This window comes from Paraflavisolibacter caeni (assembly GCF_025628885.1).
In the GTDB taxonomy this organism is placed as follows: Bacteria; Bacteroidota; Bacteroidia; order Chitinophagales; family Chitinophagaceae; genus Flavisolibacter; species Flavisolibacter caeni.
Map to the genome: position 1 here is coordinate 1 of NZ_JAOTIF010000012.1, position 12834 is coordinate 12834.

Consider the following 12834-nt stretch of genomic DNA (forward strand, 5'->3'; position numbering starts at 1 on the left):
GCATGTGTTGCCAGCGCACGGGCTGCAATATGGAAAACTGTAGGGGTTAATTCGCCTGCAATCTTATACATATTGGGAATCATCAACAGCAGCCCCTGGGAACAGGTAAAGGTAGAGGCCAAGGCACTGCCCTGCAAGGCGCCGTGGATAGCACCAGCAGCACCGGCTTCGCTCTGCATCTCAATGACCCTCGGAATTTGACCGAAAATGTTAGTCCTTTCATCGCTGCTCCATTCATCTGCCCATTCACCCATGGCTGAAGAAGGGGTGATGGGATAAATAGCACAGACTTCACTGGTTTTGTAAGCAATATGTACAGCAGCCTGATTACCATCCATGACTTCTGTTACTGCTTTTTCTTCTATTAATTCTTTTGGAACTGGTTGTGTATTTACTAATTCCATGGCAAGATTTTTAGTTTGGGGAATTGGCGGAAAAGTAAGCATGAATAAAGGACAAGAAGGTGACTAAAGTCAGATATGTAGATGATTCAAATGACGAATGGGAAAGTTGAGGGAAATGTATGATGTTGACCGTTAGTGAGCCTGAGGTGGAACGCTGGTCAGGTTTTCGTAATCTGATTGTGTGTCAATATCAATGTGGCCTTGGGAGAATGGAATTGTGACTATATTATTGGCGTATTGCTGGACGATCTTACGGGCGCCGGTGTCTCCTTTGAGTTGGAGTAATTCGCTGAACATACTTTTATGGAAGAAGGTGGGAGGACCGAATGTATTTCCGTAGCTACAGGTAATGACCGGTTTGCTGGTTTCTTTGTGTGTTTTTAGTAAATCATTTAATAAAGAAGCCGTTACAAAAGGTTGGTCGCAGAGCATTAGGATGATACCATCTGATGAAGGTGCCATTGTAAGTATAGCGTTTAGACCGCAACGGATGGATGATGCCATCCCTTCCTGCCATTCAGTATTTATAATGACATGTATGTTTTGCTGATCAATTTCTTTCTCTAATGCTTCCGCATTGGCGCCTAGCATTACAACCACCTGATTAGCATTGGCGCCCAGGGCAGTATTTATATTATGCTGCAGCAGACTTTTGCCGTCAAATTGTAATAATTGTTTTGGCTTGCCTAGGCGCCTGGATGCACCGGCTGCCAGCAGAATAATGCCAAAGTTGTTTGTCGTATTTTGGTCGGTACTGATGGTATGGTCTTTTATAGGGAATTCAATCTTATTTCTTCGATTAGGGTTGCTGAGCGGGCATGGATCACATCATTCTTTTCTGTAAGAAAAAAAGGATACCGCCTGGCTAGTACAGCTTTTATTTCAGCCATAATTGACAGTGCGATTTCTTCAGGAGTTTCTGCGCCAATATCTAACCCGACTGGGCTATGGATGATAGAAAGCTGCAGCGGTGTTAGCGCCTGGCCTTCAGCGCGGAGTTCATCCAGCATGCGGGTCAGTTTTTTCTTGGGGCCCAGCATGCCAATGTAGGCCAGGTCCTGTTGGAGTAATACACGGAGCATTGCCAGGTCATAGTTGTAATTGTGCGTCATGAGCACGAAGGCTGTTTGATCGTCGATTGGGATTTGCTGCAATAGGCCTTCTGGTTTCGTGGTGAGTACCTGGCAAGAACCTGGGAACCTTTCTCCTGAACTGTAATGAGGTCTTCCGTCTATTATAGTTGTTTGCCAACCCATAATGCCGGACATGTTCACCAGGGGCAAAACATCATTTCCTGCACCAATAATTACAAGAGAGACAGGCGGTTTTATGTATTCGATGAATGCCGTAATGTTTTGATCCTGGGAAATATAGTTTTTAAAAGCAGATTTCTTCAGAGCTATTACCTGTTTTGCATTTGCAATCAATGTTTCTTCCAGCTGTGTTTCTTTTAAGAATGCAGCATTGCCGAGTATATATTGGTCGTCAGTTACCAATAAACAAAGGCCAGGTTGAGGGGCCCTTTTGTCTTGTAATGAAAACAAGGTTATTAAAGAGGCATTTTGCCTTATGGCTGTTGCTTTTTTTAATAATTGGATAGGGTTATTGGGGTTAGAAGGATCGATGGATTCTATCAATACCTGAATGATACCGTTGCAGCCCAGCCCTAAGCCCATTTTAGCATCATCTTCGTCATTGGTATCGTATGTAACCAATTTTGTCTTCTGTTCCATGATCGCAAGCAGGGACTTGCGAAGGGCGTCGCCTTCGAGGCAACCGCCACTGATCGCGCCTGTTAGTTCACCATCTTCGGTAATGAGCATGCGGGCGCCTGGTCGCCGGTAGGATGAGCCATTCACGTGCACCACTGTTGCCAAAGCGGTTTGCTTTTGTCGTGTTTGAGCTTCTTCATATGCCTTTATAATATCATTAATCTCCTTCATGGCTCATTAGATTCTATTATACTTTATTGATATCGAAAGGTAGTCTCCTGATACGTTTGCCGGTAGCGGCGAAAATGGCGTTGCAGAGGGCTGGTGCGAAAGGTGGCAGTCCGGGTTCGCCTACACCTTTTATTTTAGGACCTCCGTTGGCCAAAATATGTACTTCGACAGGAGGCATTTCGTTGATACGGACCAGTGGGTTGTTGTGGAAGTTGGATTGGACTGCTTGTCCTTTCTCGAAAGTAATACCGTTTTTGATCGCTGCTGTCAGTGCCATGACCGCAGCACCTTCTACCTGTGCTCTTACCGTATCCGGGTTGACCACTGTGCCCAGGTCAATTACGGCATAAATCTTTTCGATTTTAATACCTGTTCCTTTTTTGGAAACTTCAATGACGTAGCCACCTAAGCCCGCAAAAAATTCATACTGTGCTACGCCACGTCCCCAACCTTTTGGCAGGGGCTTATCCCAGTTGGAAACTTCTTTCAGTTTCAACAGGACATTCTTCGTGTCGGAATCCTTGGTGAGCAATTCCAGGCGGAATGCCATCGGATCTTTTTTTGCATTAACGGCCATTTCATCGATAAAACATTCGTGTGCAAATGCCAGTGTGGAACTAGTAACCGAACGCCAGGCCGCTATGGGAATGTGCAAGTCGGCATACACATAATTGTTTTTCATGTTCGGTATCTCGTACTTCTGCTCACTGATACCCTCGGTCATGCCCCTGTCTGATTTCGTTTTGTCATAGTTCATCCTGCCCGATGCATCGATAGAAGGGGAAATCACTTTATGCTGGAAGGCAACTGCTTTGCCGTCTGCTGACAATGCGCCCTTCATAGCAGAAAAAGTCATAGGGCGGAAAGGACCTTGCTGTGTATCATCCTCCCTGGTCCAGATCACTTTCACGGGCTTGCCTACCTTTTTAGAAAGCTGGACTGCATCATGAATGAAGTCGGTATATAAGCGGCGACCGAAACCACCACCATTAAACATTGTGTGTACCGTAAGGTTTTCTTCCGGAATGCCATAGGTTTTAGGGAAATCTTTTTTAATACTGCCTGGTACCTGTGTGGACGTCCAGATTTCCAGTTTGTCTCCTTGCTGCCAGCTGGCTACGCAGTTCATTGGTTCCATAGGAGAGTGAGAAACTATCGGAGTTTCGTAGAAGGCTTCCACTTTAACAGGAGCTTCTGCGACTGCTTTATCAAAATCACCCTGGGTGTGATCTACAACACCTTCTGTTTTTGCCAGGTCGCGAAGGCTTTGCTCGTAGGTTTTGGAGTTGAAAGTATCATGACCCTGGTGATCCCATTGCACTTTAAGCGCTTTACGTCCCTGCAATGCGGCCCAATAATTTTCTGCGATCACAGCAACGCCTTCGTAGGAATAGATGCCTATAGTGCGCGTGGAAGTCTCGACATGGAGGACGCCTTTGACCTTCCTGGCGGCGGCTGCATCAAAGCTTACCAGCTTGCTACCCAGGACTGGCGTGCGTTCAACAGAAGCGTAAACCATGCCAGGCACTGATACATCAATACCAAAGGTAGCCTTGCCAGATACCTTTAAAGGCGTATCGGGGCGGGGCATTGGTTTTTCCAATATTTTAAAATCTTTTGGGTCTTTGAGTTTAGGAGACTGGGGTACTTCCAATTTAGAAGCGGCCTCTACCAAATCGCCATAGGAAAGGCTTTTACCGGAGGGTTTATGAAATACTTTGGCGTTTTCTGCATAACATTCTTCCACCGTGGCGCCCCATTGCTGGCTGGCCGCTTTCACCAGCATTTCGCGGGCAGAGGCACCAACCTTCCTTAAGTTATTGTAGTTGGAGCGGATAGAGGAGCTACCACCAGCAGATTGTCCGCCACCGAATTTCTTTTCGCCACCAGTTTGTTTGATCGTTATCTGATCCATGGAAACTTCCAGTTCTTCTGCGATCAAAGAAGGGATGGCTCCGAAGACACCCTGCCCCATTTCTGGTTTGGTATTGAAAATGGTGATGGCACCGGACTTTTCAATGACCACGAAAGGGGTGAGTTCGAATGCCTCGGTGGCATCGGCCAGGCTGTTTAAACCTGAATTGGTCAAATTGGCTACTTCGGGGACACCGTTATTGCCTTTGGCGGAAAGTCCCATAATGAAGCCTGCACTAGTGATGCCTGTGAGTCTAAGAAAGTTGCGGCGGTTGATATTTGAAGATGTTTTTTGCATGAGGGAATTTGTGAATGGTGAATTGTCAATGGTCAATGGTGAATACGGTTTAGGCTTGTGACAGTTCGGCGGCGCGGTGGATTGCTTTGCGAATGCGTTGGTAGGTACCGCAGCGACAAAGATTACCCTGCATGGCTGCGTCGATGTCAGCGTCTGTTGGTTTGGGAATCCTTTTTAACAGGGCAACGGCACTCATGATCTGCCCTGACTGGCAATACCCGCATTGGGGAACCTGTAGTTCGATCCATGCTTTTTGCACGGCGTGGTCGATGTTTTCAGAAATACCCTCGATTGTGGTGATCTCTTTACCAACAGCAGCTGCAACGGGAAAACTACAAGAACGTATGGGGGTACCATCGAGGTGAACTGTGCATGCACCACACTGTGATAGACCGCAGCCAAATTTTGTTCCTGTTAGTCCCAAGACATCCCGAAGTACCCAAAGGAGGGGCATGTCTGGTGTTACGTCAACATTGTATTCTTTCCGGTTGACTTTTAGTTTTATCATTTTGGTTAGTTAAGTTGAATAAGATTGAGTGTATTGTGATTATATGAAAAACAATTCTCTATTGAAGAATTGTACGATTGATAAAACTAATATAGAGTTGGGAAAAAATAGGTGATTGGGGGAGATTTTTTCTGAACCAAGATTTAGGGGAATCAGGGATTGGGAGGAATGGGAGTTTGAAGTTGGGGGGCAAAACTTGGAAAGTGGGGGTTGGATTTGTATCTTTAGACTCAGTTCCACCTAACTCCGTTCAAGGCCTTGAAGGCGTTCTGCCTGCAGGTTGTTTTCCCCTTATTTATGAGCATTTGCTCAATTCAGGTCGAAGCATAGTCGAAAGATGGTCGAAGGATAGTCGAAGGATGATCGAAGGATGGTCGAAGTAGCATCGGTTTAGGTACGGCTAAAGTATGGCTCAAGTACGGCTCAAGTATGGCTCAAGTATGGATTAAGGGTCAAGAGTTAGGGGAGAAGGGAGGGGTCAAAATCTGTTTCGTGCGCTAAGTATACTTGAAGTAAGCTTGAGCTACCCTTCAATTATACTACAGGTATACTTTAGGTATACTCTAGGTATACTTTAAGTATGCTTTAGGTATACTTAAGCTACGAAAGATGAATTGGATTTTATTGGGGTAGAGAGGGTGATGAGCCGGGGCTGAGGGTAAGTTTTATGCTGAGAAGCATTACAAGAGTAAGAAGGGAAGGAAGATCGCGGTGACCCACCACCCAGATATGAGTGGGAAAAAAGCCTCTAAGCATCGGGGATAGGAGCAGTTGTTAAGTTGTTGAGAGATGCTGAAACTTTTGCATAGTTTTTGAGTAGTGATCAATCACATACTTCTTTATTAATAATCCTTTGAATTATTGTATTAAAATAAATTATTGTTTATGGATAAGAACTTTAGTAAATAAATATATATGGCTTACAAGAAAAAGATTGTTCTTTCTATCATGGTTACTTGCTGTATCAGTTTATCAAATTGTAAAAAGGACATTAATGAAGATAATTCTTCCCCCCAGGAAACGGAAAATATCTTAACCAAGGATACTTTGAAATTTGATACCTATATTGTTTTTTGGAATACTTCCTATGAACGTATCGTCTATAAAAAGGGGAGTAATGCGAACAGCTGGAATTTAGATAATGCCTGGTATAAATTTGATTCTAATGGAAGCTATAAGCTTTGTATACCTTTTTTTAATTGGAATCATCAAGCTTTATGGGAACTTTCAGATGAGAATAAAACACTTAGAACCTGGGATACTGCTACTACCTTTAATCAAACAGCTAACATACTTAAACTATCAAAAGATACTATTGAATGGGTAAATCCGGAATCCAAGGTTTTTTGCCGCCTTCTTCCAAAATGATCATCTAAAGATTCTTACAAATGCACAAAACATCTTGTTCGCTTCAATATTTGTGTAACTTAACTGTAGGAAGGCGATAACCTATCCGGTCTATACTGGTAAACTTGACGGCTGCATTGGTTGTTTGTTTGTACCGGGACTCAATGTTTGGTGGATTATAAATATTAAGAACAGACAGGAGAAAACGTTGGATATGAACAAGTGGACAGTTCTAAGCAGGTAGATGTGTGATAACATTGTCAAAAACACTTTGAACCCCTGGGGCAATGCTAACTGCGACTTCAATTTCAGACAATGAACCCTGATTCAAATATTGATGTGTTGATTGTTGGTGCAGGGCCAACCGGATTGATGATGGCTTGTCAACTTGCAATGCACAACATTCCTTTTCGCATTATTGATAAAAACGAAGACCATACTACTCAGTCCCGTGCGCTTGTTATACAAGCAAGAAGCCTTGAGATTTTCGACCAGATGGGAATTGCAGAGAAAGCCCTGCAGCGTGGCAAAACAGCTAAAGCAATAGGTGCGTTTTTTAATGGGAAAAAAGCATTGCGCATTGCTGTAAACGATATGGGTTCAGGACTTACCAAGTTCCCTAACCTGCTGATGCTTGAACAATCACAGACCGAGAGGATTTTAGTGGAATTTCTTGGTAGTCAAAACCACAATGTTGACAGGCGGACTGAAATAAAAAGTTTCTCTCAGAACGGAGATGCTGTTACTTCTATTTTGAAACTTCCTGATGGAAAAGAAGAAATAATAAAGTCAAAATTTATTATCGGTGCAGATGGCGCACATAGTTTTGTGCGTGAGCAATCAGGAATCACTTTTGGTGGTAAAACGTATGAGGAATCACTTTTTGTTCTTGATTGTAAAGCTGAGGTTGATATTCCGGATGATGAAATGTATTTAACTTTTGCCGACAAAGCATTCGGAGGATTTTTCCCTCTTACTAATGGAAGATGGAGGGTATTAGGAAATATACCAATGGACCTGGAAAATAAGGAAGAAATAACATTTGAAGATATAGAAAAGAACTTTGCAAATAGAATTCAACTGAATGTGAAACTTTACGACCCACAATGGATTTCTGCATATCACTCGCATCATCGTTACGCTTCTACATTCCGCAAGGATCGTTGCTTTCTTGCCGGTGACGCAGCACATATTCATAGTCCTGTAGGTGCACAAGGTATGAATACAGGATTGCAGGATGCTTATAATCTGGCATGGAAACTTGCTCTTGTACTTAAAGGAAAAGCGAAAGATTCTTTGCTTGACACATACACGGAAGAACGAATAGCTATTGCAAAGCGTCTTGTCCGTTCAACAGACCGAGTATTTAAGGTTGTTACAAGTAAGAATTATTTTCCCAGAATATTCAGGATGTATGTAGTTCCTGTTGCTTTAAAATTGGTAGCTCCCCTTTTTCAAAAAATAAAATTCATTCAACGGATTGCATTCAGATTGATTTCAGAAATTGGGATCAGCTACAGGAATAAATCCTTATCAAAGAATGCTTCATTTGGCAAATTTTCGAATGATGCGCCACATCCCGGAGACCGATTACCTTTTATACGATTTAAAGATGCAAACGGAAATGAAACCAATATTCAAAATAAAGTAAAGGGTAATTGTTTTTGCTTTTTGATATTTTATGATAATATACCAAAAGAAATAATTTCTGCTATTGAACCTTTTAAATATTTTATTTCAATCGAAATTATCCCAATGACATCGCAGACCGAAATTCTTTATAAAGCGTTTGGCATCAAGAAAAATGGATGTTACCTCATTCGGCCGGATATGTATATTGCTTACAAATCTGTCGATTTTGATGCCGAACACTTGACAAAATATCTTGAAAGATATTTTGTCAAGTGAGCAAACAAAATGAAGCATATGCCCATATCAAGGTATTGCCTACAGGCAACAGGCAGTTGGAAAGGGTAAAATTGAAAGATTAGAGGCGGTAATTTCAAATTTCCAATTCCTTAACTCAAGGTTTGTTAATTTTGCAGCTCGAAAATGATATAATGAAAAGCTTTGATGTACCTGTTGTTTATAGAAGTCCGTTGATCTCTGCTATTAAGAAAAAGCGTAAAGAGGAAGACCGGATGAAGAAGGACTTTTCGCCTACGCTTTTAGATTTTGGCCCTATCCGCATATTCCTGGCCCGTCACTTTGGGTTTTGCTATGGGGTGGAAAATGCTATCGATATTGCTTTTAAAACGGTGGAGGAACATCAAGGCAAGCGGATCTATTTGCTTAGTGAAATGATCCATAATCCATATGTGAATCGAGATCTTAAGGCTAAAGGCGTATCATTTTTGCAGGATAATGCCGGCAGGCAGATCATTCCTTTTGAATCACTAACGTCAGACGATATCGTATTGATCCCGGCCTTTGGCACTACCCTTGAAATTGAGGAAAAGCTGAGAAAAATAGGTATCCGAATAGAGAATTACGATACTACCTGCCCATTTGTAGAAAAGGTTTGGAACAGGAGTGAAGTGATCGCTAAAAACGAGTACACGATTGTGATACATGGTAAACCAAACCATGAAGAGACCAGGGCTACTTTTTCACACGCGGCTGCTAATGCTCCGGCTGTTGTTGTAAAAGATATGAAGCAGACACAAGAACTGGCAAAGTACATTACGGGTGAAAAGCCTGCAGAGCAGTTTTATACAGAATTTGCCTGCCAGTACTCTGAAGGTTTTGATGTGACGAAACACCTGCAAAGGTTGGGCGTTGTGAATCAAACTACCATGCTGGCCAGTGATACGCAGGCCATTGCCGATTTCCTGAAGCAAACCGTTATGCGGCACTATGAGTTAACAGAGGATACTGTAAGGGAGCGATTTGCGGACACGAGGGATACGCTGTGTTATGCCACTAATGATAACCAAAGTGCTGTTACCGGTATGCTTGCGACGGAAGCTGACCTGGCTGTGGTGGTAGGAGGATATAATTCGTCTAATACTTCACACCTTGTCGAATTGTGTGAAGAGAAGCTGCCGACATATTTTATCAATAATGAGGAAAAGATCCTTTCCGCTCAAACGATCATGCACTATAATTTTCATACACACCAGGAGTTGGTGACAGAGCATTACCTGCCTGCTAAAGAACCTGTTACCGTATTGATCACCAGTGGTGCTTCATGTCCGGATGCGTTGGTGGAAGGGGTGATCAAAAAACTGGCTGGTTTTTATCCTAGCAGTAAATCGATTGAAGAGATTGCGAAACAGTTTGGGTGAGATGATAGATGATAGATGGCGGGGAGGGAGAGAGGTGCGTGGTGAGGTAAAGATATAAAAGGGTTTGGGAGGTTAAATCAGTTGGTTTTTAGGACCGGAACTGATTTAATCTCGCAAACCCTTTAAATTTTATATAATATTCTAAATATTAAGCTGGTACTTCTATTTTGTAGCGTTCTTTATACAACAATTCGTAATATTCATTAGCCATGCGGTTACTGTCGAATTGCAATTGAACGTCTCTCATACCGTTTTTAACGATCTGCCTCCAGGTTGGATAATCTTCATAATACAAAGGCAGTATTTCGCTTTGTAAGATCTCATACAATTTGTCCAGATCGTATTGGTCCTGCTCCTGAACTGACATGTGGTGATAGTCGGCAGGTGGTACTACAAAACCATTGTTGCCATGATGTACGAATTCAGGGATCCAGCCATCATTGGTAGAGAAGTTTACAGCACCATTCATTGCCGCGGTCATACCGCTTGTGCCGGAGGCTTCGCGAGGTACGCGAGGATTGTTCAGCCAACAGTCAGCAGCTTGTTTCAGGCGTTTTGAGAGGTGTAATTCATAACCAATCACAACAGCTACGCTTTTGTATCTTTTGCTCAGGTGCACCAAGTGGTTGAACTCAGAGATGGCAGGGTAGTCAACCGGGTAAGGTTTACCTCCCCAGATCACCTGAACAGGGTATTTTGAGTTGTTCAACAGTGCTTCAAACCTTTGTACTTCGCTGGCAATCAAACCTGCGCGTTTGTAACCGGCAAAACGGCGAGCCCATACGATGGTAAATACGTTAGGGTTTAAAAGCTTTCCTGTTTGGTCGGCAACAATTTCAAAGGCTCTTTTCTTCAAATATTTTTTGCGATCATCGAAAGTTGCATCATCACCATCTTCTTTTGCATTGTACAATTGCTTGTCTGCCCAATAGCGCCAGTTTTGTGCATTGGTAATAGAGAGGATCGGGCAAATGTCATTGTATTTGCTCCACATGGCTCTTGATACTTCACCATGCAACTGGGATACGCCATTTGCGATCCTTGCAAAACGAAGTGCTGCCAATGAGTGGTTGAATTGTTCGTCCGGCATACCTGTCAATTGCATTACTTCTGGTACGGAAAGACCACAGAAATAACTCATTTTATGACACAGGTAGATGTCGTGTTTTTCATTACCAGCTTCTTCAGGAGTATGGGTTGTGAAAACAAGGCGTTTTCTTACTTCGTCGATGTTCCTGTTGTATTTCTGGTAAAGATAGAAAGCAGCGGATAAGCCGTGCGCTTCGTTCAGGTGGTATACATCCGGCTTGAAGCCAATTTCATCAAGCAGTTTTGCGCCACCAACACCCAAGAGAATGAACTGTGCCACTTTCGTTGCCACGTTCGCATCATAAAGGCGGTGCGTGATGGTCTGTGATACGTAATCATTTTCAGGAATGTCTGTAGTCATTAAGAACAGAGGTGCAGACTGGAAGACATTTGGCGGAAGGTACATAACCTTAACCCAAACCGGGTGTTCGTGCACTGTAATGGAAAATTTAATACCGGTATCTTCTAAGAAGCTGTATTGTTTTTCCATCCAGGTAACCTGTAAAGTCTGGTCCTGATTTCGGGCCTGGTCATAATAGCCATATTTCCATAAGATACCAATACCTACAAGGTTTTGGCGAAGTTCATAAGCGCTTCTTAAATGGGAGCCTGCTAAAAAACCTAAACCGCCGCTGTATATTTTTAATGGTTGGTGTATTGCGAATTCCATTGAGAAATAGGCCACACTTTTCTTATACCGCTCGTCGATGGTAAAGGGGACTTTATATGCTTTAAAATTCATCTGACTTGTTTTATTAATAAGATAAATATAGTAAAAGATTAAATGTAATATCTACAAACAAATTACAGGCTAATTATTAACCTTTTTTCTTTGTTTTAGCTTCTGTTTTTTCTTTGTCTTTGTCTGTTTTTTTTCTTTTAAATGTGCCATCAAAGGAACATTCCAGTCCTCTCCTGGACCCGCAGCCTTCTAATTCTTTCAGGGCTACCGAATTCGCTGAAAAGGTTAGCTGCAGCACGCAGGGGTCGCCTCCCTGGCGGTATACCGCTGAATTAGCGCCTGACATTTCTGCATCCCCTTTCAATTCACCATTACACTGGCCTTTGTTCTTTTCGAAGTGGATAAAAACAAGTAAGGAGTTGGGTTTTCTGCCATCCCTTACAGATACGATGTTTCTATTATCTTTTGTATAGTCGCCTGTCCATTTCTGACTGGCAGGGAGCGTATCAATCGGATTCACAAGTGCCTCACTTCTTTCGTCCAGAACATCGGTCATGATCAGCGTAAAAGCCTTTGCATCATTATTATAAACGTAAACATCTTTTCCTTCAGCTATAACGTCATTTGGCTGCTTACGGAAGACACTACGTGAAATAGAATAAGCTTTATCTATTGTGCTCACCTGTGAAGTAGCAGATTCTTCATCCGGAATCAAAAATGGAAATACACCACCGAACTCGTGGTCTTTATTAAAAGAGAAGAGCAGGGCTGATTTTTTTGATCCAGCGGAGGCTTTCACGATGTAATAAGTTTCTGCACCGGGCACTGCTATTTTTGCAAGTGGAACATATTTAACGCTGGCATTTTTTCCAAAGAGCTTTGTTTTTGTGCTATCCGGAACCAGGCTTGAAAATGATTTATCGCGGATTTGGGCCGTGTCTTTATTATTGATCAAGGCCGTATCGGAAAGTTGAAATGGTACTGTTGCTGATTTGAACTTTTCCGTGAAGTCCTGATATTGAAAGTTTTTTTCTTCCTGTTGTTCCTGTTTGTTATTCCCGCATCCAACTACCACCGCTGTAAAAATCAAAAAGCCGATCCCGATTTTCATGAAGAATATTTAATGTAAATAAAACAAAAAACTTGCAAATAAAACCAGGAAGCTGCTATCCTTCAAAGAATAACAGTGCGAAAAAACACAGTTTGTACGGAATACACATTAAAAAACGGTAAAAAATCATTTTGCATTGCTGAGATGGCAAGAATTAACGGTGAAAATTGAGGTTTGGGTTGGAAACTCCGGTTTAGGGGAAATGATGAAGAACCAATGAGGCAGAAATAGTGAAACCAAAAAGTGCCAGG

10 protein-coding genes are annotated in these 12834 nt (G+C 42.5%); 3 read left to right on the forward strand and 7 right to left on the reverse strand.

Annotation, left to right across the window (positions count from 1 at the left end; genetic code table 11):
• From OCK74_RS14730 to OCK74_RS14750, 5 genes are all read right to left on the reverse strand, one after another.
• On the reverse strand, window positions 1–404 hold a 404-nt coding region (locus tag OCK74_RS14730; protein ID WP_279297816.1), incomplete at its 3' end, for a hypothetical protein.
• Between the two features lie 132 nt (window positions 405–536).
• Window positions 537–1190, reverse strand: a complete 654-nt coding sequence (locus tag OCK74_RS14735) for a nucleotidyltransferase family protein (RefSeq protein ID WP_341483199.1) — start codon at window positions 1188–1190, stop codon at window positions 537–539.
• Entirely contained in the window at window positions 1175–2347 is a 1173-nt protein-coding gene (locus OCK74_RS14740; protein WP_279297817.1) for an XdhC family protein, read from the reverse strand. Before OCK74_RS14740 ends, OCK74_RS14735 begins: the two co-directional genes overlap by 16 nt.
• 16 nt (window positions 2348–2363) lie before the next feature.
• The gene (locus tag OCK74_RS14745) at window positions 2364–4559 is read right to left on the reverse strand and encodes a xanthine dehydrogenase family protein molybdopterin-binding subunit (RefSeq protein ID WP_279297818.1); all 2196 of its coding nucleotides are present in this window, start codon (window positions 4557–4559) and stop codon (window positions 2364–2366) included.
• Between the two features lie 49 nt (window positions 4560–4608).
• Entirely contained in the window at window positions 4609–5067 is a 459-nt protein-coding gene (locus tag OCK74_RS14750) for a (2Fe-2S)-binding protein (RefSeq protein ID WP_279297819.1), read from the reverse strand.
• Between the two features lie 915 nt (window positions 5068–5982).
• Between OCK74_RS14750 and OCK74_RS14755 the strand changes: the two genes are divergently transcribed.
• From OCK74_RS14755 to OCK74_RS14765, 3 genes are all read left to right on the forward strand, one after another.
• On the forward strand, window positions 5983–6435 hold the full coding sequence (locus OCK74_RS14755) for a hypothetical protein (RefSeq protein WP_279297820.1): 453 nt from the start codon (window positions 5983–5985) through the stop codon (window positions 6433–6435).
• A 294-nt stretch (window positions 6436–6729) separates the two neighbouring features.
• Complete coding sequence (locus tag OCK74_RS14760) at window positions 6730–8322, forward strand: FAD-dependent monooxygenase (protein ID WP_279297821.1); 1593 nt, start codon at window positions 6730–6732, stop codon at window positions 8320–8322.
• A gap of 152 nt (window positions 8323–8474) precedes the next feature.
• Window positions 8475–9701 (forward strand): 4-hydroxy-3-methylbut-2-enyl diphosphate reductase, encoded by a 1227-nt coding sequence (locus tag OCK74_RS14765; protein ID WP_279297822.1) that lies wholly within the window; start codon window positions 8475–8477, stop codon window positions 9699–9701.
• Between the two features lie 148 nt (window positions 9702–9849).
• On the opposite strand, the gene glgP is transcribed toward OCK74_RS14765, so the two are convergent.
• Both glgP and OCK74_RS14775 read right to left on the reverse strand, forming a co-directional pair.
• A complete protein-coding gene (gene glgP / locus OCK74_RS14770; RefSeq protein ID WP_279297823.1) occupies window positions 9850–11532 on the reverse strand; it encodes an alpha-glucan family phosphorylase in 1683 nt (560 codons plus the stop codon).
• 76 nt (window positions 11533–11608) lie between these two features.
• Window positions 11609–12583 carry a hypothetical protein gene (locus OCK74_RS14775; protein ID WP_279297824.1) on the reverse strand — a complete coding sequence of 325 codons (975 nt, stop codon included), beginning with the start codon at window positions 12581–12583 and terminating at the stop codon, window positions 11609–11611.
• Window positions 12584–12834: the final 251 nt, after the last annotated feature.

Excerpts from the sequence above, each read along its gene's own strand:
- OCK74_RS14775 (WP_279297824.1), bottom strand. The coding sequence starts at position 12,583 with ATGAAAATCGGGATCGGCTTTTTGATTTTTACAGCGGTGGTAGTTGGA.
- OCK74_RS14740 (WP_279297817.1), bottom strand. The coding sequence starts at position 2,347 with ATGAAGGAGATTAATGATATTATAAAGGCATATGAAGAAGCTCAAACA.
- OCK74_RS14765 (WP_279297822.1), top strand. The coding sequence starts at position 8,475 with ATGAAAAGCTTTGATGTACCTGTTGTTTATAGAAGTCCGTTGATCTCT.
- OCK74_RS14750 (WP_279297819.1), bottom strand. The coding sequence starts at position 5,067 with ATGATAAAACTAAAAGTCAACCGGAAAGAATACAATGTTGACGTAACA.
- OCK74_RS14755 (WP_279297820.1), top strand. The coding sequence starts at position 5,983 with ATGGCTTACAAGAAAAAGATTGTTCTTTCTATCATGGTTACTTGCTGT.
- glgP (WP_279297823.1), bottom strand. The coding sequence starts at position 11,532 with ATGAATTTTAAAGCATATAAAGTCCCCTTTACCATCGACGAGCGGTAT.
- OCK74_RS14760 (WP_279297821.1), top strand. The coding sequence starts at position 6,730 with ATGAACCCTGATTCAAATATTGATGTGTTGATTGTTGGTGCAGGGCCA.
- OCK74_RS14745 (WP_279297818.1), bottom strand. The coding sequence starts at position 4,559 with ATGCAAAAAACATCTTCAAATATCAACCGCCGCAACTTTCTTAGACTC.